The sequence below is a fragment of the Azospirillum sp. TSO35-2 genome, from assembly GCF_003116095.1.
Classification (GTDB): Bacteria; Pseudomonadota; Alphaproteobacteria; order Azospirillales; family Azospirillaceae; genus Azospirillum.
In genome coordinates this window covers 1,196,996-1,220,762 of sequence record NZ_LGRA01000008.1, presented here as the reverse complement: position 1 = coordinate 1,220,762, position 23,767 = coordinate 1,196,996, and the positions used below count along the sequence as shown (strand labels likewise).

Here is a 23,767-nt window from a genome sequence, read left to right as displayed (position 1 = left end):
CGCATGTGTTAGGGGCGCTGTCGATGGAGAGTGTGCACGGTTCGTGGTTGCGATTAAATCCAAACTATAAGAACTTCACATAAGTCTGCACTTAACTATCGCGCCTTCAACCACCATGGTGCCAGCATGAGCAAGCCCGCCCGGCCCTTGGCCCCGATCAGCGATGCTGACATCCGGCTGTTGCGTGTTTTCCGGACGGTGGTGGAATGCGGCGGCTTTTCCGCCGCGGAGGTGGAACTGAACATCAGCCGCGCCGCGATCAGCCAGCATATGGCGGATCTTGAACGGCGGCTTGGCCTCACACTCTGCCGGCGGGGACGGGCGGGGTTCCGGCTGACCGATGAAGGGCATCTGGCCTATGAGGCGACGCTGCGTCTGCTGGCCAGCACGGAGAGCTTCCGCAGCGAGATCAACACCGTCCATGGCCGCCTGCGCGGCGAACTGAACATCGGCATCACCGACAACCTCGTCACCATGCCGCAGATGCGGGTGACCCACGCCCTGCGCAGTCTCAAGCAGCTGGCGCCGGAGGTCCGCGTCAACATCCGCATGATCCCGCCCAACGAGATCGAGCGGGGCGTGCTCGACGGGCAGTTGCACGTCGGTGTCGTTCCGGTCCGCCGGGGCCTGCCGGGGTTGGCCAGTCTTCCGCTCTACCAGGAGGAATCCCTGCTCTACTGCGGGGATGGTCATCCGCTGTTCGACCGCCCCGACGGTGCGGTGACGCGGGAGGCGGTCGAGGTCGCCGACGCCGTGGCGCCGACCCAGGCGCAGCTTCCCCACGAGCTGAACAACACCGCGAGCGCGACCGACCGCGAGGGGGTGGCGTTCCTGATCCTCACCGGATGCTATGTCGGCTTTCTGCCGATCCATTACGCGCGGCAATGGGTCGAGCGCGGCATGATGCGGGCGCTGCTGCCCGACACCTACCATCACGCCCTGGAGTTCCAGGTGGTGACGAAGAAGGGCGCCCAACCGAATCTGGTGCTGGAGCGGTTCCTGGACGTCTTGCGCGGGAACCGGGGCGGTGACGGCGAAGATGCCGGGTGGGTTCCAGCAGCCAAGGACGACAGCGGGAAGGTGGTGGGTTGATCCCCGGTCCGGCGATCCGCTCGATCGCGGCGAAGATCGCATCAGACCCCCGCGGTTCATGCCGGGACGGCAGGGCCGCCCGGCGCCGTCACCGGAACCGCCACGCGAAACCGCTGCCGTCGCGGCTCACCCGTCCGGCCGAGCTTTCGGGAAAATGGGCGGTGAAGAGCGTCGTGTCCGTGCCGGCCACCCTGTCCAGCACCCTCGTTCGTGACCGCCGCGCCTCGTCCGGCCTTTCGCAGAACACCGAATTCCAGTCGGGATGGTAAATCTGGATCGGGTGGTGCATCAGATCGCCGGTGAAGAGCGCCTCCGTGCCGCCTCCGCAGTCGAGCGCGATGCACATATGGCCGGCGCTGTGCCCCGGGGTGGGCTGGAAGCGGAAGCCGCCGACCTCGCCGCCGTCCGGCCCGACGAAATCGGCCAGGCCGGCGGCCAGCACCGGCTCGACGCTGTCGCGGAACAGGGCGGCGCGATCGCTGTCCGGTGCCGCAGCCATCATGGTTTCCAGCTCCACCCGCGGCATCACATAGCGGGCGTTGGGAAAGGTGGGCACCCAGCCATCGTCGGTCAGCCGGGTGTTCCAGCCGACATGGTCGGTGTGCAGGTGGGTCAGCAGAACCGTGTCGATGCTCTCCGGTTCGGCCCCGGCCGCCCGCAGCCGTTCCAGAAAGGGATCGCTCCGCCGATGGAACAGCGGCTTGCCCGGCCGGTCCTTGTCCGCGCCGGCACCGGTGTCCACCAGGACACGCCGACCGCCGGCCTCGACCAGCCAAGCGTGGACGCTGATCACCACACGGTCCTGCGCCGGGCTCAGGCTGCCGGGCACCAGCCAGCTGGCGTGTCGGCGGACCGCCGCCGGATCCCAGTCGGGCAACAGGCGCTCCGGGGTGAAGGCGTCGCTGGCGAACTCGTCGATGCGGGTGATGCGGACATCGCCCAGAAGGTGTGGTGTCGAAGAAGTCAGCATGACGATTCCACGATTTCTGCATTCGCGGACCAGGGTGCGCCAGAGGGCGGTGCCCGTCCAATGCCGATGCGGGGAGCGGCCGATGCCCGGCAGGCATCACACCCGTCGCTTCTCAAACGGAGAGAGGCATGTCATGGCTGGGGCTGGGCCGGCTGCGAACACCCTTCGGAGGTCACCGATCCATGGAACTGCGCCATCTGCGCTACTTCATCGCCGTCGCCGAGCATGAGAGCGTGCGGCTGGCGGCCACGCGGCTCAACATCACCCAGCCCGCCATATCCCGTCAGATCCAGCAGTTGGAGGAGGAGTTGGGGGCGGCGCTGTTCGACCGCGGCCCGCGCGGCCTGCGGCTGACCGCTGCCGGAACCCTGTATCTGGCGGAGGCGCGCAAGGTGCTGGCCCTGCTGGAAGCGGCCGGCCGCTCCGCCCGTCTGGTCGCCGCCGGGCAAGAGGGGCAACTGCGCATCGGCTTCGTCGAGAATGCCGGTTGGGACGGGCTGGTGCCGGAGCTGTTCAACCGCTTCCAGCGCGAGGCGCCCGGCGTCCGGGTGGAGCTGGCGCCGCTCAGCACGCCGGCACAGCTGGAAGAGCTGGTCGACGGACGGCTGGATGGTGGGTTCGTCTATCTGTTCGAACCGGCGCCGGCGGGCCTGCACGTCCGTCCGCTGCTGGACCATGACGTGGTGCTGGCGGTGCCGAGGGCCTGGAACCTTCCGGCCGACACCCCGGTCCATGCCCGCGATCTCGCCGGCCGGCCCTTCATCACCTTTCCGCGCCACGCCTACCCGGCCTATTACGACCGCCTCATCGGCGCCTGCCAGCAGGCCGGGCTGACGCCGAATGTGGTGCAGGAGGTTTCCACCGAGGCGGCGATCCTGTCCCTGGTGTCCGCCGGCATCGGCGCCGCCATCGTGAACGCCGCGAACCGCGGGCGGCCGCCGGCACTGGCCCGGTTCGTCGAACTCGCCGACCTGTCGATCCGTCTGCCGCTGGCCTTTGCCTGCCTCGACGCCGCGCACAACCCGGCACTTGACCGTTTCCTGCGCGTGATCGACTCCGCACGCTGACGCGACGTCGCGCCTTACCATCCTCCCCCAGCGTTGAGACGGTCTTTCATCCCGCCGATTGCGCCTGGGCTTTGATTGCCGTCGGCGCCCTTGCCGAATTCCTCCCCTTCTCCGCCTGCACCGCAAGGGCGACGCGCTACAGCGCCGCCAGCACCTCGTCCAGGGTGGCGAGGAACAGCTTCGCATCGTCCGACGAGAACACCAGCGGCGGACGGATCTTCAGGATGTGGCCCTCCTGCCCCGTGGCGCTGATGAGGACCCGGCGCTTGCGCATCGCGTTGACCACGCGGGCGGTCTCGTCCGAGGCCGGCGACTTGTCAGCGCGGTCGCGCACCAGTTCGACGCCGACAAACAGACCGCTGCCGCGCACGTCGCCGATCAGGTCGTGCTTGCCGGCCAGACCCCGCAGGCCCTGGATGAGTTCTGTGCCCACGGTGAGGGCGTTTTCCTGCAGGCGATCGGCCTTGATCACCCGCAGCACGGCCAGGGCCACCGCACAGGACACCGGGTTGCCCCCGAAGGTGTTGAAGTAACGCTGGCTTTTGCCGAACCGCTCGATCACCGCCGGCCGGAACACGGCGCCGGCCACGGGATGGCCATTGCCCATGGGCTTGCCGACGGTGACGATGTCGGGCACCAGGGCGTGGCGCGCGAAGCCCCACATGTGGGTGCCGAGCCGTCCGAAGCCGGGCTGCACCTCGTCGGCGATGAAGAGGCCGCCGGCCTTGCGCATCACCTCGACCGCCGGAGCGAGGAAGCCGGCCGGGTCGGTGAAAACGCCGCTGCTGGAGAAGATGGTGTCGACCAGCAGCGCCGCCGGCTTGATGCCCTTTTCCCTCAGGTCGGCGATGGCCGCTTCCACCGACCGGGCGAAGGCGGCGCCCACCTCGGCCTCGGGAATGCGGTAGCTGTCCGGAGCCGGCACCACGCGGACATGGTCCCCCAGCGTCACCGCCGATCCGAGCGAGGGCGACAGCTCGGCAAGCGCCGAGGTCACGCCATGATAGGCGTTGTGGGCGATGACGACGCCCGTCCCGCCGGTGTGGACGCGGGCGACCCGCAAGGCCAGGTCGTTGGCCTCGCTGCCGGTGCAGGTCATCATCAGGTGCGACAGTTCCGGCGGAAACTCCGCCAGGAAGGCCTCGGCGAATTCAAGAATGCCGTCGGTCAGGTAGCGCGTGTGGGTGTTCAGCACCGCCGCCTGCTTGGCCATCGCCTCCACCACCTCGGGCCGCGAGTGCCCGACCGAGGCGACGTTGTTGTAGGCGTCCAGATAACGGTTGCCGTCGGCGTCATAGAGGTAGGAGCCCTCCCCCCGCACGACATGGATCGGGTCGGTGTAGAACAGGCGGTAGGCCGGGCCGAGCAGCGTCTCGCGGCGGGCGATCAGGGCGCGCTCGCGCTCCGGCAGGGATGCGGCGGAGTCGGGCGTGTAGGCGTTGATCATGGTCATGGCGGTTCACACTTTCTGGCAGGCGAGATGGAGCAGACCGTGCACGGTGGCGGCCTCGCCGCCGGTCAGCCGTTCCAGGCCGGCGAAGGCACGTTCGGAATTCCGCAGGATGTAGTCGCGGTTCTCGGGGTATTCGGCCGCCCGCCAGCTCGTGATGCCGATGGTCAGAGCCAGCCGGGCCGCCACCAGATCGGGCAGCAATTCGACCTCATCCGGTGTCAGCGGAAGAACGGCATGGTAAGCGCGGGTCATCTCGACCATGGAGCCGAAGGGCGTCTCGCCGCTGGCGACATGGTAGGCGAGGGCCGTCGCCAGATCGTTGACCAGCGGCCCCTTCAGCGCGTCGCCGAAATCGATGATGCCGGTGACGGTGTCATGCGTGACCGGATCGACCACCGCGTTGTGGGGATTGAGGTCGTTGTGAATGACCTGATGGCGCAGCGCGGGCAGCCGCGGGGCCACGTCGGCGGCGAAATGGGCGACGAATCGCTCGACCATCCGCCGGCGCGTCTCATCCTCCAGATAGCCGAGCCGATCCCCGATGCAGGCGGTGCGGGTGATGTCCCACAACAGGTTCCGCTGCGCACCGGGATGGTCGAAATCGGCCAGCGCCACATCCAGCCGGGCCAATGTGGTTCCCAGCGCCCGCATCTGCCCCGGTGACGCCGGGGTGGCATGAAGCGGGGTGCCCTCGAGATAGGTCAACAGCCGAAGCACCATGGTGCTGTCGTGGACCTGGACCTCGACCTGGGGCGACCCGTCCAGCGTCCGCATGACGCGCGGCACCGGCAGCGTGGCGTCGCGCGCGGCGACGTGCAGCATGGCCTCGGTCTGGAAGCTGGTGACGATCTGCGGCTCCGCCGGATTGGTGAATTTCAGCACATAGCCCTGCCCGTCGGGGCCGGCGATGTGGAAATTGCGGTCCCGCTCACTGGTCAGTTCGCGCACGGTCCCCGCCACGCCGAAGTGACGCAGTGCCGCAGCGCCGGCGTCCTCCCGCGAGATCGGCGGGGCGACGGTGGTCAGCACATCCGGCGGTGCGGTGGCCGCTGTGGTCCCGACGTTGGAGGATTTCAATGTTTGATGCATCATCGTAGGGTGCGGCCCGGAAGGGGAAATGTGGGAACAGGGGGTCACAAGGCGACGGAGTGGGAGTTTGCCATGTCGATGCGCTCCAGAATTGGCCCGCTGGCCAGCAGAATATCCTGTTGAATGGCGTGAGCGGCGGCCGGGCCGTCACGACGCCGGATGGCGTCCATCAGCGGATAGTGGTGGTCGATCATGGTGCGCCCGGCGTCGGCGTAGACGTCGGCGATCAGTGGTCCCATTTGCAGCCACAACCGTCGCAGAATATCGCGGAGCACCGGCATGTCCGCGATGGTCGCAAGTTCGAAATGGAACATCTGGTTGAGTTCGGTGGCAAGCGGGGTCTCGCCGGCGGCGATGGCCTCTTCGTTGCGTTTCAGGATGGCTTCCAAGGTCAGGATGCGGGCCGGCGTGGCGTTCCGAGCCGCACGCTCGGCGGCCAACCCTTCCAGGTTGACGCGGATGTCGCGGATTTCCAGGTAGACGGCCCGGGTCAGCCGCGGAACGCGGATGTCGCGGGGCGACCGTAGCACCAGAGCCTGATCCTGCACCAAGCGCAGGATGGCGTCGCGCACCGGCGTGACGCTCGTCCCCAGGCGCTCCGCCAAGTCGCGGATCTTGAGGCGATCGCCCGGCTTGAACACGCCCTTCATCAGGGCTTCGCACAGTCTCTGGTAGATCGTGCTGCCGAGATTGTCGTGCTCGAGAAGGGCCAGATCGTACTCGGCCATCACCCACCCTTTGCTCCGGCGTCGACGCTCATGCTGTATGATGCATCATCATGGGGGATGATCGGTGGAAGATCAAGGCGGCGTTTGATGCGGAAGGCGCGAGCGCATGGCCGGCTGCGCCGACCGTCCGCCGGTGTGACGCCGGACGACGCCCCCAATCGCGCTGGCCGGTAGGGAAACCAACCCTTGCGCGTGGGGTTGCGATGCGATCGCCGCCGTTCGCCGCCCGGACGTCAGCGGTGTGTTCGGGCGATGTCCGGGTCGTCGTGACGACCCCACACTCTCAAGCGATGGGGCATCCGGGGAACCCGGCGCGGTTCCGTCACTCCCCGGCCGCCTCGCGGTAGCTGTGGGCGAGGCTGACATAGTGGCGGATGTCGAAGGCGATGAAGGCCACCTCGGCGTCGGTGACATCGCGCAGATGCCTGGCCGGGCTGCCGACCCAGAGCTGGCGGGCGGGGACGCGCTTGCGTGGCGGCAGCACCGCGCCGGCGGCCAGCATGGCGCCGCTTTCCACCACGGCCCCGTCCAGCACGATGGAGCCGATGCCGATCAGGCAGCCGTCCGCCAGCGTGCAGCCATGCATCCGCACACCGTGGCCGATCACCACGTCGGCACCGATCACGGTCGGGTACTCGTTCAGCATGACGTGGATGATGGTGCCGTCCTGGACGTTGGTGCGCGGCCCCACCGTGATGCTGTGGTCGTCGCCGCGCAGGACGCAGCCGTACCAGACGCTGGCCTCCGCCCCGATCTCCACATCGCCGACCACCACGGCGCCGGGGGCGATGAAGGCGTCGGCGGCGATGCGCGGCCACACTCCCTTGAAGGGCTGGAAGATGGCGCCGGGGTGGCGGGCGAGCAGGGCTTCCCCGGTTTCGAAGACGGTCTCGGCGGCGCTCTCGGTGGTCATCGGTTGTTGTCCTTGTTGGTCCTGCCCGGGCTTCGCGCCGGTCAGGAGGCGAGCCGTTCCGCTTCGGCCTCGGCCGCCGGGTCGGCCACCACCCCGGCGGCAAGCAGCCGGTCGATGTCGGGCCCAGTGTAGCCCAGTTCGGCCAGCAGCGCTGCGCTCTGCGCCCCCACCGGCGGCAAGGCCATGCGCGGCCCCAGCCGGCGGCCGTCCAGCGTCAGCGGCAGCAGCGGGACGCGGGTCTCCCCGCCCGTTTCGGTGGTGATGGGGGCGAGGCCGCCGCTCTCGATCAGGTGGGGATCGTCGAACAGCTCCTCCGGCCGGTTGATCGGGGCGTAGGGCAGGCCGTTGCGCTCGAACAGCTCGGCGATCCCGGCCTTGCTGAAGGTGGCGAGGCGGCGGCGGATCTCCGGCAGCATCCAGTCGCGGGCGAGGCAGCGTTTGGTGTTGCCGTCCAGCCGCGGGTCGGCGGCCAGATCGTCGAAACCGAAGGCGGTGCAGAAGGTCCGCCACTGGACGTCGCTGACGACGCCGAGAAAGATCTGCTCGCCGTCCTTCACCTCGAAGGTGTCGTAGATGCTGAAGGCGGCGATGCGTTCCGGGAAGGGGGGCGGGGCCTCGCCGGTCACGGCGAACTGCTGCATGTGCTGGGCCGACAGCAGGACGCAGGTCTCGAACAGGCCGGACTGGATGTCCTGGCCGCGGCCGGTGGCGTCGCGGGTGCGCAGCGCCGCCAGGATGCCGATCACCCCGAACATGCCGCCCATGATGTCGTTGACCGAGCTTCCGGCGCGCAGCGGCCGGCCGGTGGGGCCGGTCATGTAGGCAAGGCCGGCCATCATCTGCACCACCTCGTCCAGCGCGGTGCGCTTCTCGTAGGGGCCGGGCAGGAAGCCTTTCAGCGACAGGTTGATGATGCGCGGGTTGCGCGCGGCGAGGCTGGCGTAGTCGAGGCCGTAGCGCGCCATCAGGCCGGGGCGGAAATTCTCCAGCACCACGTCGGCGGTGTCGACCAGCTTGTGCACGGCGGCCAGCCCGTCGGGGCTGTTCAGGTCGACGGCCAGCGACCTCTTGTTGCGGTTGAAGGTGCGGAAGAAGCCGGCGGCGGCTCCCGGCAGGGCGCGGGTCTTGTCGCCGGTGACCGGTTCCACCTTGATGACGTCGGCGCCGAGGTCGCCCAGGATCATGCCGCAGGTCGGCCCCATCACCATGTGGGAGAATTCGACGACGCGGATGCCGGAAAGAGGGAGGTCGGGGGGCGGAAGGGCGGTGTCGGTGTCAGGCATGGACGGGACTCCGGTGGAAATGCTTGGGCAGGCCGGCGGCGGCGATCTTGCCGTGCAGCGTCTGGCCGGGAAGAAGGGTGGCGAGCAGGCGTTGCGCCTCGATCAGCCGATCCAGGTCGATGCCGGTGTCGAAGCCCATCGCCTCCAGCATGAAGGCCAGATCCTCGGTCGCGACGTTGCCGCTGGCGCCGGGGGCGTGCGGGCAGCCGCCCAGCCCGCCGAGCGAGGCGTCGAATTCGCGGATGCCGATGTCCAGCACCGCCAAGCAGTTGGCGAGGCCAAGGCCGCGGGTGTCGTGGAAATGGGCGCTTTGCAGGCGGTCGCCGGCGATCTCCTTCACCCGCCGGTAGAGGCGGCGGACCTGCGCCGGGTCGGCATAGCCGACGGTGTCGGCCAGCGCCACGCGGTCGGCCCCGGCCTCCAGGCAGGCTTCGGCGAGGCGGACCACCTCGTCCTCCGGCACCTCGCCCTGGATGGTGCAGCCGAAGGCGGTGGAGATGCCGGCGTCGATGCGGGTCTGGCAACCGCCCTCCCTCGCACGCTCGTCACGGGCGCGGCAGACACGGGCCAGCTCCTCCACCGACTCCTCGCGGGTCTTGCGGATGTTGGCGCGGCTGTGCGCCTCGCTGGCCGACAGGGGCAGGACGAGCACGTCGGAGCCGGCGGCGAGCGCCGCCATGGCGCCCTTCAGGTTGGGGGCCAGGGTGTGGATGATGACGCCGGGCAGGGCGCGGGCACCGGCCACCACCTCGGCCGCGTCGGCCATCTGGGGCAGCAGCCTGGGCGGGACGAAGGAGGCGGCCTCGAACCGGTTGACGCCGGCGCGGTGCTCGGCCTCCAGCCAGCGCAGCTTGTCGGCGGTGGGCATCACGCGGTCGAGGATCTGGAGCCCGTCGCGCAGGCCGACCTCGACGATGGTCACGGGATCTTTCGTCATGGCAAGGGGTCCTCGTTCGGGTGCGCGAGGGACGGCGCACCCGGTGGAAGGCTTTGAAGGACATGCGGTGTGGTCTGCTGTCTAGCGGCCGAAGCCCGCGATCACGTTCCGAAGCCTGCGATCACGTTCCGAAGCCTGCGGCTTGCGGCAGCCAGAGCGACAGCGACGGGAACAGCCAGATGACGAACAGGCCCGCCATCATCAGCAGCACATAGGGCAGGGCGCCGCGCGTCACCTCGGCCAGCGAGGAGGTGGTGATGCCCTTGATGACGAACAGGTTCATGCCGACCGGCGGGGTGATCAGCGCCAGTTCCAGGTTGATCATCAGCATCACGCCGTACCAGATCGGGTTGATGCCCAGCGCGGTCATCACCGGCAGGATGATCGGCGTGGTGATCAGGATGATGGCGATGGTTTCCAGGAACATGCCCAGGATGAAGATCGCGGCCATCACCGCCAGGATGAAGCCGCTCTGCGACAGGCCCAGCGTCGCCACCGTCTCCATGATCTGGGCCGGCAGGCGGATGATGGTGATGGCGTGGCCGAACATGCCGGCGGCGGCGATGATCATGAACAGCATGACGCTGGTCCGCATCGTCTGCACGCCGCAGTCCAGCAGATCGGCGACGGAGACGTTGCGGTAGACCAGCAGCGCCACCGCCAGCGCATAGACCGCCCCGACCGCCGCGGCCTCACCGGCGGTGAAGACGCCGAGATAGATGCCGCCCAGGATCAGCGGCGGCATCATCACCGCCCAGATCGACTTGCGGAAGGCGGCGGCGACGGTGCGGAAGCCGGGCCAGGGCTGCGACTGCACGCTGTCCTGCCGCTTGGCCTGCAGCCAGCTGTAGCCGGCGAAGATCACCGCCATCAGCAGCCCGGGAATGATCCCGGCCAGGAACAGGGCGCCGATCGAGGCGTCGGTGACGATGGCGTAGAGGATCATCGGCCCCGACGGCGGGATCAGGATGCCCAGCGTGCCGCCGGCGGCGATCAGCCCGTAGGTGTCGCGCTGGCGGTAGCCGTAGCGCTTCATCTGCGGGATGGAGATCGACCCGATGGTCAGCGCGGTCGCCACCGAAGAGCCGGAAATGGTCGAGAAGATGGTGCAGGACAGGATGGTGGCGAAGCTGAGCCCGCCCTTGATGTGCCCGACCAGCGTGTTCGACATCTCGTAGAGGTCGTCGACCACCTTGGCCTTGATCATGATGTGCGCCATGAAGGCGAACATCGGGATGGTGGCGAGCAGCGGGTTGTTCAGGCTGGAGAACACCGCGTCGGCCATGCTGTCGACGCTGCCCTCGAACAGGGCCAGCACGCCGAGCGAGGTGAGGGCGAGGGCCGCGAAGATCGGCATGCCGCTGAACAGCAGGAGCAGCAGCAGGCCCAGGATCAGGAACGTCATCAGTGGCCTCCCGTCCGCTCGTCCGACTCTTGCCCCGCCAGCGCGCCGACCAGCTTGGCGAAGGCGACGATCCCCAGCAGGGCGGCGCCAATGGGAAGCGTCGCCTGCGGGATCCACAGCGGCAGCTCCAGCTGGCCCGACGAGAAGGCGTCGAAATCGTAGGAGAAGGCGGCGGTGTGCCAGCCGGTGCGGACCAGCAGGACGGCGACGACCAGCACCGCCAGGTTGGCCCAGGCATCCAGCCAGCGCCGGCCGCGCGGACCGACGAAGCCCATGATCAGGTCGATGCGGATGTGGTGGCCGGTGCGCAGCGCCTCGGCGGCCCCCGCCATCACCAGGGCGACCACCAGATAGCCGCAGGCCTCGTCGACGCCCTCCAGCGGGTGGCCGACGACATAGCGGGCGACGACACCGGCCGTGGTCAGAACCAGGACGACGGCGATCAGCAGGACGCTCAGCCCGCCGCCGATGCGCGACAGGATCGATGCGGTGGCGGTCAGCAGGCGCAGGGCGCCGTGGGAGGCTCCCCCCTTGCCGCTTATGGTGGCGACGCTGTCCGGGGTGGACATGCTGCTCATGGCCGGTCCTCCCCTACTGGAGCTTCTGGACGAGTTCGAGCAGCTTGCGGCCGTCGGTGCCGGTCTCGTCGGCGAAGCCCTCGGCGAAGGCGGGAGCCATGGCGGCCTTGAAGGCGGCATTCTCCTCCGCGGTCGCGACGTGGACCTTGACGCCCTTCGACTCCAGTTCCGCCGGGGCGCTGGCGGCCGCCTCCTGCGAGGCCTCCAGCGCCCAGCCGGCGGCATCCTCGCCGGCCTTCTTCAGGGCGGCCTTGTCCTTGTCGGTCAGCTTGTTGTACCAGCCGGGGTTGACGTAGCCGTGCAGATAGGCCGCCAGCACCGGCACCACCGTCATGTGGTCCTGCACCTCGTAATATTTGCGCGACCAGGCGGCGGCGACGTCGGTGATGGCGGAGTCGATGATGCCGGTGGCCAGCGCCTGATAGACCTCGCTGCCGGGGATCGCGACCGGCGTGGCGCCCATCGCCTTCAGGCCGCGGTCGAAGGCGGGGCCGATGCCGCGCATCTTCTGGCCCTTGAAATCCTCCGGCTTCAGCAGCGGTTTGCCCTTGGACGTGAAGACGCTGGTGTTGGTCTGGAACATCCAGACCACGTTCTTCACACCCTTCTTCAGCAGGCGTTCCTCAAGGAAGGCCGCCGCCTCGGAGGTCGGCCATTTCCGCCACGCCTCGATCGAGGACATGGTGTAGGGGCCGACGGTGACGTTCATCAGCGGCAGGGTCTTGCCCCACTGGAAGTTCAGCGAGAAGGCGCATTCGATGTCGCCCTTGGCCACGGCCAGGATGTTGTCGTTGGCCTTGATCAGGCTGTCGGCGCCGAACACCTGGACGTCGAGATCGCCGTCCGACAGCGTCTTCACCTCCGCCGCCCAGCGTTCGATCACCTTGGAGATGTGGTGGGCCGGCGGCAGCTGGTGGCTGCAGCGCATCCGCGTCGCGGCCTCCGCGCCCGTCGGCAGCGCCATCAGCGCCGTGGCCGAGGCGGCGGCGCACAGCGCCAGCATGATCTTCGCGTGGCTGGCCGTCTTGGTGGGCGTCATGTCCTGCACCTCCCGATGGTGGTTCGTTGCGGCGTTCCGGCCGGTTGGGCGATTGGTGGGCGATTGGGGCCGGAAGCGGAGCCCGTTCAACTGCGGGCTTTCGGATTGTTTGTCCGCTAAACAGAACAGCACGGGGAGGCAGGGTCGTAAAATACAAAGAAGCGAAGCGAGCTATCTGGTTTCGAGATAGCTGTCGCGCAACCGGCCGGGCCAGCGGCCGCTCGCCTGCGCCTCGCGCACCACGTCGATCATCAGCCGCCGCGCCTCCACCACCGCGCGGGAGGCGGTCTTCATGCGCGAGGACACCAGATACAGGGTGCGCCCCATCGACGGGTTCACCACCGGCCGCGCGACCAGCTCGCCGCGGGCGATCTCGTCACCGGCCAGGGCGGCCGACTGGACCGTCACGCCCAGCCCGGCGCCGACCGCCCGTTTCAGCGGCACGGCCGATTCGATCTCCAGATAGACCTTGGCGGCGATGGCGTTGCGCACCTCGGCGTCGCTGGCCAGCGCCTGCAGAACGGCGGTGCGGCCGGGCATGATCAGCGGCAGGCGCAGCACGTCGGCCAGATCGATGGGGCCGCCCTCGCCGATCATCGCGCGGGTGCCGAGGCAGACCAGTTCCTCGTCCAGCAGCGGGACGGCCTCCAGCCGGTCGTCGTTGGGCGGCACCAGGGTCAGGGCGAGGTCGGCCTGACCGGACAGCATCCACTGGTGCATGATCTCGCTGTGCGCTTCGATCACGCGCAGCTTGACCTCGGTCAGGGTGGCGGCCACGCGCCGGATGAAGGGCAGGCCGATCGCCTCCATCGCGGTGTAATTGAAGCCGACCATCACCGGCCCCACCACCGCCCGCGACAGTGACAGCACGTCCAACTCCGCCTGCTCCAACGCGTGCAGCACGCCTCGTGCGTGGGCATGCAGCCGGTCGCCGGCCTCGGTCCGGCTGACGCCGCGCGGCTGACGCAGCAGGAGCTGTACGCCCAAATCCTCCTCCAGCGTCGCCACATGCTGGCTGAGCGCCGATTGGGCCACGTTCAGAAACTCGCTGGCCCTGGAAAAGCTGCCGAGTTCACAGACGGCGACGAAATAGCGGAGGCGGCGAAAGTCCAGCTTGGTCGACATCCGATTTCATCCCGCCGTATTCCCAAAAGCACCAAGAGAAATATCATCACCGGATACTGATACAAAGAGGGAACTGACGTCGCATTACTGGGTGATATTGTCGGTATCGGACAATGGTCGTTCGACACCGGCCCGGGCGATGTCCCCCCACTATCTTTCTCCCCGACAAAGGGTTTGGCGTGCCAGGTGATCCGCCCCTGGTCGGGGCGCAAGGCCGCTGGTCAGGCGCCTGCCCAACGACCTCGGCGGCCTGTCCGCCCGACCCGGCCCATCCGGCGATCGATACCTGAGTATGGGTTCCCGCACACCGGAGCCTCCGGCACTGTCGCCGTCACGGTGACCGGAGCAGGAGATCGGTATGGATTTGGCGGCTTCCGAAACGCCGAGGCGTCTCCCGGCGCTGCCGGTTCCGGCCTCCGTCGGGTGGGTGTCGGCTGACGGCGACCGGCTGACGGCGGCGGCCGACTGGCTGCTGCGGGTCGCCAGCGACATGCTGGCGCCGGATCGGCAGTCGGTGGAGGACTGCCTGTCGCTGGCCCTGGCCCGGCTGCAACGCGTCGGCAGCGATCGGGGCCCGGCGGTCGAGGTGCCGGACGATGCCGGCCGGAGAATCGGGCTGGCGGTCTGGCAGGTGCGGCGGGTTACCGCTCATATCGATGCCCATCTCGCCGACACCATCAGGAACCGGGATCTGGCGGCGGCGGTGAAGCTGAGCTGCGGGTATTTCTGCCAGGCCTTCAAGGAGAGCTTCGGCTGCCCGCCGCATGCCTACATCGTCCGTCGCCGCGTCGAGCGGGCGAAGGAGTTGCTGGAAACCACCAGCACGCCATTGTCCCAGATCGCGCTCGACTGCGGCTTTTCCGATCAGTCGCACTTCTCACGCATCTTCCGCCGCGTTGCCGGTGAGGCTCCCCGCCTGTGGCGGCACAAGCACCGGATCGACGGTTCGGCGCCCGTCGCCGACCTCATCGCCGACGACCGCTGACGGCGGCAGCCCACCGCCCGTGGCGGGAGGGGGGCGGCGGCCCGAACGAGCGTGCGCTGGTCATCGGCTTCAGCAGCCACCTCGCCGAGAACCCGATTCGCCGAGAACCCGATCCAGGTCTGACGGCGAGCGACGCGAGGAAGGCCGCCGGGCTGTCGTCCGGCGGCCATGGTTCCGCGGCCGCTGGTGGCTTCGCCTTCAGACCCCGAGCTTGCTCTTCGCCAACGGAAGGCTGCGGATGCGCTGGCCGGTCAGCGCCGCCACGGCGTTCACCACCGCGGGCGGGACGCCGGGCAGGCCGGGTTCGCCGACGCCGCCCATCGGGGCGCCACTCTCCACGATCTCCACATGCACGGTGGGCATGGAGCGGCGCGACAGGATCGGGTAGTCGTCGAAATTGTGCGACTGACGGACGCCGTCCTTGTAGACCAGCTCTTCGAACAGGGTGGCCGACAGGCCCAGTGCCACGGCGGATTCCACCTGCGACTTCACGATCGCCGGGTTGACGATGCTGCCGGGATCGAAGGCGACCCAGACCGCGTGGACCTGCGTCTCGCCACCCTGGACCGACACCTCGGCGATCGTCGCCGTTTCCGACCCGAAGGGGGAGGCCATGGAGACACCGCGCGCGCGGCGCACGCCGTCCACCTCGTAGGGGCCGCGCTTCCAGCCGCCGGACATCGCCGCCACGGTGTCCAGCAGCTTGCGGTGGCGTGGCTTGTCCTTCAGCAGCTCCATCCGCAGGGCGAAGGGGTCCTGGCCGCCGGCGTCGGCGATCTCGTCCAGAAACCCCTCATAGAAGAAATCGTTCATCGAATGGCCGACGGAGCGCCAGAAGGCGATGGTCACCGGATGGGGAAACTTGATGTAGTCCATCGCGCGGTTGGCGATGGCGTAGGGCTTCCCCGTGACGCCCTCCACCGCCGAGCGGTCGACCGGGTCCTTGAACACCGCGCCGAACCAGCGGCTGAGCGGTCCTTCACCCACCGTGCGCGCCTGGATCGCGGTGGGGCGCCCGTCCGCGCCGATGGCCGCGCGGAGCCGGCTGAAGCTGAGCGGGCGCAGGGCGTCCATGCGGAACTCCTCCTCGCGCGACCACAGTGTTTTCACCGGCCGCCCGGTGGCCTTCGCCAACTGGATCGCCTGGAGAAAGGGGGTGGCGTTGCCATAGAGGAAATGCCGGCCGAAGAAGCCGCCCAGGATCGGCGAATGCAGGATGACCTTGTCCGGCGCCAGCCCGGCCGTCTCGGCCGCCGCCGACTGGAACTGCTCCGGCATCTGGTTGGGCGCCCACAGCTCCAGCGTGCCGTCCGGGTTGAAGCGCGCCATGGCGGACGGCGGCTCCAACTGCCCGTGGATCAGATAGGGGGCGTCATAGTCCGCCTCGATCACCTTGGCCGCACGGGCGAAGGCGGCGGCGACGTCGCCCGCCCGCTCCGCCGGGAGCCCGGCCGCGGTGGCGGATTTCAGCGCCGCCAGCATCCCGTCCGATGCGTAGTCGGCGGCCACCGTGTCGAGGCCCGACCGCGCGGGCGCCGACCAGCTCACCGACAGCGCGTCCACCGCCTTGCGGGCGCGCCACCAGCTGTCGGCGGTGACCGCCACCGCGCCCGGCAGCCTGTGGACGGAATGGACGCCGGGCATCGCCGCCACCGCGGCCTCGTTGCCGATGGCCTCCACCAGGGTGCCCTGGTTCGGCGCGTGCTGGACCGCGGCGTAGAGCATGCCGTCGAGTTTCTGGTCGATGGCGTAGACGGCCTTGCCGGTCGATTTCGCCCGCACGTCCAGCCGCGCCATCGGCTGGCGGATGTAGCGGAAGCTGGCCGGGTCACGCAGCGCCACGTCGTCGCGCGGCGGCAGGGCGAGGGCCGTCGGGGCAAGCGCGCCATAGGACAGCCGCCGGCCGGATGCGGCGTGGATGACGAAGCCGTCCTCCGTCGTCAGGCTCTCCGGCGTGACCTTCAGCGTTGCCGAGGCGGCACGGATCATCATGTCGCGGGCGGTGGCGCCCAGCCGGCGCATCAGCGGGTAGCTCGACCGGGTGGAGAGACTGCCGCCGGTCATCCGCAGCCCGTTGATGACGGTGTAATCGGGACCCGGCGGCGCGCACTCCACGGTGAAGCGGCTGGGGTGGACGTCCAACTCCTCCCCGACGATCTGGGCAAGGCCGGTGTTGATGCCCTGGCCGCCCTCCACGAAGGGGCTGAGCAGGGTGACGGCGTTGTCCTTGCCGATGACCAGGAAGGCCGGAACCCGCGTGCCGGGCTTGACCGCGGCGGCGGTCTGCGCCCGGACCGGCATCGCCGGCAGCAGGGCGCCCAGCACCAGCGCGCTCGCGCCGAAGCCGAGGAAGGAGCGGCGCGACAGGTTGGAGACGCCGTCCGGCTTCATCAGCGCGACGGCAGACTGCGCCTCGATCTGGAGTTCGAGCGGATCTTTGCCCCGGTTCGGGGCGGCGGCGAGCAAGCGGTCCATGCGGTGCGTCCCTCTCTCAGCCGGCGGCCTGGCGGATGGCGGCGGCGATGCGGTTGTAGGTTCCGCAGCGGCACAGGTTGGTCATCGCGTCGGCGATGTCGCCGTCGGTCGGGTGGGGCGTCCGCTTCAGCAGGGCGGTCGCCGCCATCACCTGTCCGGACTGGCAATAGCCGCATTGCGGCACCTGTGTGGCGACCCAGGCCTCCACCACCTTGCGGCCGACGGGGTCGTCCTCGATGGAATCGATGGTGCGGATGTCGGCGGTTCCGATGCTCGCCACCGGCACCTGGCAGGAGCGGGTGGCGGTGCCGTCGATCATCACGGTGCAGGCGCCGCACTGGGCGATGCCGCAGCCGTATTTCGTTCCGGTCAGCCCCAGCGTGTCGCGAAGGACCCAGAGCAGCGGCGTGTCGTCCTCGACCGCCACCGGATAGGCGCGGCCGTTGATGTGGAGTGTGGTCATGACGGTTTCCGTGGGGAATTCAGGTGGGGAATTCTGCTGGGGCCTATTCTTGCCCGCCGCCCGCCGGTCTCGTATCCATCCCTAGGTATTAAGCGGCGCCGGCGTCCCGGACGACGTGCAGCCGCGGATTTTCGAGCCCTTCATCTCCACCAGGGACGAGGGGATGGGGCTGGGCCTGTCGATCGGCAAGACGATCGTGGGGAAGCATGGCGGCCAACGGTCGGCGGCCAACGGCCGGCATGGGGCCACCGTGTCCTTCGTGCTGCCGGTGGCGCCGACCGTGGTGGAGGTGGCTCAGCCGGCGACGTTGTAGCGGGTGACGGTCCGTTCGCGCACACCCAGGATTTCGGCCATCCGCACGAGGTCGGCCAGCGATTGGGCGTGCATCTTGCGCATCAGGTTGCCGCGGTGGATCTTCACCGTGACCTCGCTCAGCTCCAGCTTCGCCGCCACCTGCTTGTTCATCAGCCCGGCGCTGACCAGCGCCATCACGTCGCGTTCGCGCGGAGTCAGCTTGGCGTAGAGCGCGCGCACCGCGTCGTCCTCGCCGCGTTCGGACCGGCGCCGGCCGTCCAGCGCCACCGCCTCGCCGACCGCCTGCAGGACCTCCTCTTCGGTGAAGGGCTTGGCCAGGAAATCGACCGCGCCCGCCTTCATGCCGCGCACCGCCATCGGGATGTCGCCCTGGCCGGTCATCAGCACCACCGGCACGGCGATGGAACGGTCATGCAGCGCCTGCTGCACCGCCAACCCGTCGGCACCGTCCAGATAGACGTCCAGCATCAGGCAGGCGGCGCCGGCCACGTCGCCGCAGGCGAGGAAGTCCTCCGGCGACGCGAAGGCCAGCACCCGGTAATCGGCGGAGCGCAGCAGGCTTTCCACCGCGCAGCGCACGTCGGCATCGTCATCGATGATGCAGACCAGGGCAGGTTCGCCTGCCACGGTTTCCTTCGCCATGAGTCCCTCCGCCACATCCGTGTGCCGCCGCCGCGGTTGGCCCGCCAAGCCATGGTAGCCGGGCCGCTCCCCGGCGGCAAAACCGGCGAGGTCGTACCTCCCGCCGGCACGATCGTACCTTCCGATGGAAGCGCCGCTGCGCTGGGCTTGGCCGGTCATGGTTCACGGTCCCCTTGGGTCTTCTTGAGAGCGTCTTCGATGAGGAGGAGCAGGTTTTCCGGGTCGAGCGGCTTGGTCACGAAGGCGCAGGCCCCCTGGGCCAGCGAGCGGTTGCGGGCGGCCGGTGTCGCGAAGGCGGTCATCACGATCACCGGGTGGCTGCGGCCCCGCTGCAGCAGCACCATCTGCAGGCTGAACCCGTCCATGCCCTTCAGGTGCAGGTCGGTGATGAGGCAGCCGGTCTCCCCCTCATAGGCGATGAATTCCTCCGCCGTGGAGAAGGTGCGGACCCGCATGCCGACGGAGCGTAGGAAGTTGTCGAGGCTTTCCCGGATGCCTTCATCCTCGTCGACGACACAGATGGTGGGAACGCTCAGCACAACATCACACTCCAGCCGCGGCCCCTCTCGTCAACCACCTCCGTCGCGAGCGTTCCATTTCAACAACCGGAGCAGGACGCGCCATCCATACCTGCGTATAGGTTGACCCCGCAGCGCCGGTCATGGCCCTGCGGGGATCGCGGCACGGTCGGGCCTTGAAGACGGCCAGCAGGTCGGCGTCGATGGTGTCCGCGTGGGGGAGCGCCATGCCGTGCGGGAAGCCGTTGCAGATCGTCGGGGTGCCCAGCGTCACGCTGCGCTGGACAGCCCGGCTCCCGGGCCGTCGATCGGCCGGACGCCCAGCCAGTTCCCGCCGGCGACCAGAGTCCGGCAGGTGTCCTTGATCTCGTTCGTCACCGAAAGGGCCGCCGGAGACATAAGATCCCGTGATATCGAGTACAGATAGTTTCTACGGGTGATGGTTGCATCCGATATCCTTAGGGAGCGCCAGCGTTCGCGGTCGCTCCCGACCAGAAGGAGAGCGGACATCGGCTTGATGGTCGCGCCGATGCCGTCGCGAACGCAGCTCATCAGCAGCGACAGCGAGTCGATCTCGGCGACGACGTTCGGCCGGAGATTGCGCTTGTCGAACTCGGCCACCACCCGGCGGCGCAGGCCGTGGGCGTTCGTCGGGAGGATCAGCGGGATCTGTGCGACCTCGGCGACGGAGATCTCGGTCCGCTCGGGCGAAGCATAGCCGCTGGATTCGGGGAAGACGACGAACAGTTCCTCCTCGAGCAGCGGCGTCGACTCCAATTGCGACGAAACATCGTTGGTGAAAAGGATCGCAATGTCGAGTTGTCCAAGCCGCATCATATGGGCGATGTGACCGCTCATCCCCTCGACGACGTTGAGAAGGATGCCCGGATATTTCTCGCGGATCCTCTTCATGAGCGGCAGGCCGATGGCGAGGACGGTGGTGGCCGGCAGTCCGACCGACACCATGCCCTGGATTTCGCCGACCTCCTGGCGGGCGATCGACAGCGCCTGGTCGAGCTGCCGCAGGACGAAGCGGGCGTGATGATAGAGCGCCAACCCGTTTTCCGTCGGGGTTATCCCCTTCGACGAGCGGTTCAGCAGAGGTTTTCCGACCTCGCCCTCCAGCTTGGCGATCTGCTGGCTCAGCGCCGGCTGGGCGATGAAGAGGCAGCGGGAAGCCTTTGAAAAGCTGCCGCTTTCAACGATCTGGGCGAAATAGCGCAGCTGGCGCAGGTCCATGATGCCCTCCTCCCTTGGGCGAACGGCCATAGGCTGGCCTTATGGCGCTTAGTGTGATTCCATATTTTCCGCCCTGTCAATTCGACGATACAGAAGGAACGACAGAAGAAACGGGCCGCTAGGGAGGCTTTCGGAATGGCGCAGGACGCCGCGCACCGCTCACCCCTTCAGGACGCACCCGTCTGCCGGCTTTTGATCGGCGGCGCGTGGACCGAGGGAGCGACCACTGTCGACGTTTCCGACAAGTACCGCCTGCAGCCCTTCCTGCGGACGCATCTGCCCTCGCGGGACCAGGTGTCGCAGGCGGTGGCTGCCGCCGACGCCGCGTTCCGCGCCGACACGCTCGGCCCGCACGAGCGCGGACTCATCCTCGACCGGACCGCCGACCTGATCGACGGCCGCGCCGAAGACCTCGTCGAGATCATGGTGCGCGAGGCCGGCTTCACCCGCCGCGACGCGATGGGCGAGATCCAGCGCTGCTCCGTGACCTTCCGCCTGTCGGCGGAGGAAGCCCGCCGCTTCGGTGGCGAGATGGTGCCGATCGACGGGGCGGCCGGCCAGCAGGGGCGGCTGGGGTTCACGCTGCGGATCCCGCTGGGCAGCGTGTGCGCCATCACGCCCTTCAACGCGCCGCTGAACACGGTGGCGCACAAGGTCGGGCCGGCGCTCGCCGCCGGCAATTCGGTGATCCTGAAGCCGTCGCTGCACACCCCGATGAGCGCCTCCATCATCGCCGAGTGCCTGATCGAGGCGGGCCTGCCGCCGGCCATGATCACGGTGCTCCATGGCGACGGCGAGGTTGCCGGCTGGCTGCTCGAGGAACCCGCCGTCCGCTTCTACGCCTTCACCGGCAGCACGGAGGTCGGGCGCCTGATCCAGAAGGGCGCCGGCCTGCGCCGCACCCAGATGGAGCTGGGGTCCATCGCGCACTGCATCCTGTGCGACGACGCCGATCTCGACGTGGCGCTGCCCAAGGTGATCAACGCCGCCTATCGCAAGGCGGGGCAGGTCTGCACCTCCATCCAGGTCCTCATGGTGCAGCGTCCCCTGGCCGACGAGGTCGAACGGCGGCTGGCGGCGATGGTCGCCGCCTTGCCCTACGGCGATCCCAACGACGCGGCGACGGCCGTCGGCCCGGTCATCAGCGAGGCGGCGGCCGGCCGCATCGAGAGCTGGATCGAGGAGGCGGTCCGGCTGGGCGCCCGGCGGCTGGCCGGCGGCGCGCGGGTCGGCGCGGTGGTGCCGCCCACGCTGCTCGCCGACGTGGACCCGCGCACGCCGCTGGGCTGCCGGGAGGTGTTCGGTCCGGTCATGTGCGTCGTTCCCTTCGACCGGCTGGACGAGGCCATCGACCGCGTCAACGCCACGCCCTACGGCCTTGCCACCGGCATCTTCACCCGGCGCCTGGACAGCGCGCTGCGCGCCGCGCGCGAACTCCAGGTCGGTGGCGTCCACATCAACGACACGCCCAGTTCGCGGGTCGACCTCATGCCCTATGGCGGGTCGAAGGACAGCGGTTTCGGGCGCGAGGGTCCCCATTACGCCATCCGGGAAATGAGCGAAGAACGCATGGTCACCATCCAGGCCTGACGGCCGGGAGCACGGGAGGCGCAGGGTATGAGTCGGATGAAGGGCGGCGAGGTCATCGCCGAATATCTGGTGAAGCAGAAGGTGCCGTTCGTCTTCGGCGTCTGCGGGCACGGCAACGTCGGCATTCTCGACGCGCTGCACGCCGTGCGCGACCGCGTGACGCTGGTGTCGCCGCGCCACGAACAGTGCGCCGGCCATATGGCGGACGCCTATTTCCGGGTGAAGCACAGCCCGGTCGCCACCTTGACCTCCACCGGGCCGGGCTCCGCCAACATGGTGATGCCGCTGGTCACGGCGCTGTCGGATTCCTCGGCCTTCCTGGCGATCACCGCGAATGTGCCGACCTCGCAGGCCAACCGCGGCCCGTTCCAGGAACTCTACGCCCACAACCAGGCGGATTTCGCCCAGGTGCTGCGGCCGGTCGTCAAGCGGTCCTTCCAGCCCAGCCGGGTCGACATGCTGCCGCTGGCGCTGCGCCAGTCCTTCGACACCATGGTGACGGGGCGGCCGGGACCGGTGAACCTCGACATTCCCTACAACGTGTTCCAGGAGGAGGCGGAGGTCGAGCTGCCGCCGGCGTCGCATCGCCACGGCGGCCACCGTCCGGGCGCCAACGAGGCCGACGTCGCCGCCGCCGCCGCGCTGGTCGCGGCGGCGAAGCGCCCCGTGTTCTTCATCGGGCATGGCACCGCCCTGTCGGAGGCCGGGCCGGAGATCACCGCGCTGCAGCGCCGCTGGGGCATTCCGGTCATCACCTCGCCGAACGGCATGGGCCTCGTCCCCGCCGACGATCCGCTGACCCTCGGCTTCATCGGCCGCAACGGCGCCTATCCGGCCAACCAGGCCGGGCGCTTCGCCGATCTCGTCATCTGCGTCGGCACCCGTTTCGACGACCGCTCGTCGTCGAGCTGGAACCCGGGCTATTCCTGGAACTTCCCGGCCACCAAGCTGCTCCAGGTCGACATCGACCCGGCGGAACTCGGCCGCAACTACCCGCCGACCCTGGGCATCATCGCCGACGCCAAGACCTTCGCCGGCCAGTTGGCCGCGGCGCTGTCGCAGCGCACCGACGTCACCGCCGAAGCCTTCGCCGAATGGCGGGCCGAGATCGCCGGGTGGCGGGCGGAATGGGAGGCCTTCGTCCGCCCGAACTTTTCGGCCGTCACCACGCCGATCCGGCCGGAATACGTCGTCGGCGCCCTGCAGGACGTGCTTCCCGACGACGTGATCCTGTCGCTCGATTCCGGCGTCCATCACAACTGGTTCATGCAGTTCTGGAAGCCGCAGCGGGCGCAGAGCATGCTGAACAGCTGGGGCTATTCGTCGATGGGCTTCGGCGTCTGCGGCGTGCTGGGCGCGCAACTCGCCGCCCCCGAACGACCCTGCGTCGCGGTGGTCGGCGACGGCGGCTTCATGATGGCGCCCCACGTCGTCGCCACCGCCGTCGAATACGACTTGCCCTGCGTGTGGATCGTCTGGAACAACTTCGCCTGGGGCGCGATCCGCGACATCCAATACGGGCTCTTCGACGGCCGCGAGATCGGGACCGCCTTCTACAAGGGCAACCAGGGGCCGGGCGGCGAGCGCTACAACCCCGACTTCGCCGCCTGGGCGCGGGCCTGCGGTGCCGACGGCGTCACCGTCACCCGCAGCGGCGATCTGCGCGGCGCGGTGGAAACCGCGGTCCGCAACCGCCGCCCCTGCGTGATCGACCTGCATGTGGACGCCGACGTCCGTCCGCCCTCGACCGGGACCTGGGCGTTGCCGCCGATCCCCTTCAAGGAGCCGGCGTTCGGCAAACCGCACCGTCTCGACTGAGGGCATCGGCTGGGGGGCCGAACGACTGCAACGACAAAAAACA

Annotated in this window: 21 protein-coding genes and 1 pseudogene; 6 read left to right on the top strand and 16 right to left on the bottom strand. The window is 68.8% G+C overall.

The annotated features are described in order from the left end of the window. The first annotated feature begins 126 nt into the window (after nucleotides 1-126). On the top strand, nucleotides 127-1,092 hold the full coding sequence (locus TSO352_RS07035; RefSeq protein ID WP_247871941.1) for a LysR family transcriptional regulator: 966 nt from the start codon (nucleotides 127-129) through the stop codon (nucleotides 1,090-1,092). Between the two features lie 88 nt (nucleotides 1,093-1,180). Here the strand turns inward: TSO352_RS07035 and TSO352_RS07030 are convergent, their stop codons facing one another. Further along, the gene (locus TSO352_RS07030) at nucleotides 1,181-2,062 is read right to left on the bottom strand and encodes an MBL fold metallo-hydrolase (RefSeq protein ID WP_109106559.1); all 882 of its coding nucleotides are present in this window, start codon (nucleotides 2,060-2,062) and stop codon (nucleotides 1,181-1,183) included. Nucleotides 2,063-2,244: 182 nt separating this feature from the next. Between TSO352_RS07030 and TSO352_RS07025 the strand changes: the two genes are divergently transcribed. Then, nucleotides 2,245-3,129, top strand: a complete 885-nt coding sequence (locus TSO352_RS07025; protein WP_109106558.1) for a LysR family transcriptional regulator — start codon at nucleotides 2,245-2,247, stop codon at nucleotides 3,127-3,129. A 136-nt stretch (nucleotides 3,130-3,265) separates the two neighbouring features. On the opposite strand, the gene TSO352_RS07020 is transcribed toward TSO352_RS07025, so the two are convergent. The 10 genes from TSO352_RS07020 to TSO352_RS06975 all read right to left on the bottom strand — a co-directional run bounded on the left by TSO352_RS07020 (nucleotide 3,266) and on the right by TSO352_RS06975 (nucleotide 13,679). Next, the gene (locus tag TSO352_RS07020) at nucleotides 3,266-4,582 is read right to left on the bottom strand and encodes an aminotransferase class III-fold pyridoxal phosphate-dependent enzyme (RefSeq protein WP_109106557.1); all 1,317 of its coding nucleotides are present in this window, start codon (nucleotides 4,580-4,582) and stop codon (nucleotides 3,266-3,268) included. Between the two features lie 6 nt (nucleotides 4,583-4,588). Further along, nucleotides 4,589-5,674 carry a phosphotransferase gene (locus tag TSO352_RS07015; protein WP_247871940.1) on the bottom strand — a complete coding sequence of 362 codons (1,086 nt, stop codon included), beginning with the start codon at nucleotides 5,672-5,674 and terminating at the stop codon, nucleotides 4,589-4,591. Between the two features lie 41 nt (nucleotides 5,675-5,715). Beyond that, entirely contained in the window at nucleotides 5,716-6,399 is a 684-nt protein-coding gene (locus TSO352_RS07010; RefSeq protein WP_109106555.1) for a GntR family transcriptional regulator, read from the bottom strand. Nucleotides 6,400-6,721: 322 nt separating this feature from the next. After that, nucleotides 6,722-7,312: a gamma carbonic anhydrase family protein gene (locus tag TSO352_RS07005; RefSeq protein WP_109106554.1), complete on the bottom strand. Its 591-nt coding sequence runs from the start codon at nucleotides 7,310-7,312 to the stop codon at nucleotides 6,722-6,724. Between the two features lie 41 nt (nucleotides 7,313-7,353). Then, complete coding sequence (locus TSO352_RS07000; RefSeq protein ID WP_109106553.1) at nucleotides 7,354-8,595, bottom strand: CaiB/BaiF CoA-transferase family protein; 1,242 nt, start codon at nucleotides 8,593-8,595, stop codon at nucleotides 7,354-7,356. Beyond that, entirely contained in the window at nucleotides 8,588-9,532 is a 945-nt protein-coding gene (locus tag TSO352_RS06995) for a hydroxymethylglutaryl-CoA lyase (protein WP_109106552.1), read from the bottom strand. Before TSO352_RS06995 ends, TSO352_RS07000 begins: the two co-directional genes overlap by 8 nt. 121 nt (nucleotides 9,533-9,653) lie before the next feature. Next, entirely contained in the window at nucleotides 9,654-10,937 is a 1,284-nt protein-coding gene (locus tag TSO352_RS06990) for a TRAP transporter large permease subunit (protein WP_109106551.1), read from the bottom strand. Continuing rightward, nucleotides 10,937-11,515, bottom strand: coding sequence for a TRAP transporter small permease (locus tag TSO352_RS06985; protein WP_109106550.1), 579 nt, complete (start codon nucleotides 11,513-11,515; stop codon nucleotides 10,937-10,939). Before TSO352_RS06985 ends, TSO352_RS06990 begins: the two co-directional genes overlap by 1 nt. Before the next feature lie 13 nt (nucleotides 11,516-11,528). After that, entirely contained in the window at nucleotides 11,529-12,554 is a 1,026-nt protein-coding gene (gene dctP, locus TSO352_RS06980; RefSeq protein ID WP_109106549.1) for a TRAP transporter substrate-binding protein DctP, read from the bottom strand. A 171-nt stretch (nucleotides 12,555-12,725) separates the two neighbouring features. After that, a complete protein-coding gene (locus TSO352_RS06975) occupies nucleotides 12,726-13,679 on the bottom strand; it encodes a LysR substrate-binding domain-containing protein (RefSeq protein ID WP_109106548.1) in 954 nt (317 codons plus the stop codon). Between the two features lie 358 nt (nucleotides 13,680-14,037). Between TSO352_RS06975 and TSO352_RS06970 the strand changes: the two genes are divergently transcribed. After that, nucleotides 14,038-14,664, top strand: coding sequence for an AraC family transcriptional regulator (locus TSO352_RS06970; RefSeq protein WP_109106547.1), 627 nt, complete (start codon nucleotides 14,038-14,040; stop codon nucleotides 14,662-14,664). Between the two features lie 198 nt (nucleotides 14,665-14,862). On the opposite strand, the gene TSO352_RS06965 is transcribed toward TSO352_RS06970, so the two are convergent. Beyond that, the gene (locus TSO352_RS06965; protein ID WP_109106546.1) at nucleotides 14,863-17,139 is read right to left on the bottom strand and encodes a xanthine dehydrogenase family protein molybdopterin-binding subunit; all 2,277 of its coding nucleotides are present in this window, start codon (nucleotides 17,137-17,139) and stop codon (nucleotides 14,863-14,865) included. Nucleotides 17,140-17,155: 16 nt separating this feature from the next. Beyond that, entirely contained in the window at nucleotides 17,156-17,602 is a 447-nt protein-coding gene (locus TSO352_RS06960) for a (2Fe-2S)-binding protein (RefSeq protein ID WP_109106545.1), read from the bottom strand. 103 nt (nucleotides 17,603-17,705) lie between these two features. Between TSO352_RS06960 and TSO352_RS06955 the strand changes: the two are divergent. Beyond that, a pseudogene (locus TSO352_RS06955) lies at nucleotides 17,706-17,915 on the top strand (ATP-binding protein); the annotation flags it as partial. On the opposite strand, the gene TSO352_RS06950 reads toward TSO352_RS06955, so the two are convergent. The 3 genes from TSO352_RS06950 to TSO352_RS06940 form a co-directional block, all read right to left on the bottom strand. Beyond that, a complete protein-coding gene (locus TSO352_RS06950; RefSeq protein WP_109106543.1) occupies nucleotides 17,897-18,559 on the bottom strand; it encodes a response regulator in 663 nt (220 codons plus the stop codon). The pseudogene TSO352_RS06955 and the gene TSO352_RS06950 sit on opposite strands and share 19 nt — an antisense overlap. Before the next feature lie 155 nt (nucleotides 18,560-18,714). After that, a complete protein-coding gene (locus TSO352_RS06945; RefSeq protein WP_109106542.1) occupies nucleotides 18,715-19,098 on the bottom strand; it encodes a response regulator in 384 nt (127 codons plus the stop codon). A 249-nt stretch (nucleotides 19,099-19,347) separates the two neighbouring features. Then, a complete protein-coding gene (locus tag TSO352_RS06940; protein ID WP_109106541.1) occupies nucleotides 19,348-20,316 on the bottom strand; it encodes a LysR substrate-binding domain-containing protein in 969 nt (322 codons plus the stop codon). Nucleotides 20,317-20,451: 135 nt separating this feature from the next. Here TSO352_RS06940 and TSO352_RS06935 point away from each other — a divergent pair, with 135 nt between their 5' ends. Then, the gene (locus TSO352_RS06935; protein ID WP_109106540.1) at nucleotides 20,452-21,906 is read left to right on the top strand and encodes an aldehyde dehydrogenase family protein; all 1,455 of its coding nucleotides are present in this window, start codon (nucleotides 20,452-20,454) and stop codon (nucleotides 21,904-21,906) included. 27 nt (nucleotides 21,907-21,933) lie between these two features. Beyond that, the gene (locus TSO352_RS06930; RefSeq protein WP_109106539.1) at nucleotides 21,934-23,724 is read left to right on the top strand and encodes a thiamine pyrophosphate-binding protein; all 1,791 of its coding nucleotides are present in this window, start codon (nucleotides 21,934-21,936) and stop codon (nucleotides 23,722-23,724) included. Nucleotides 23,725-23,767: the final 43 nt, after the last annotated feature.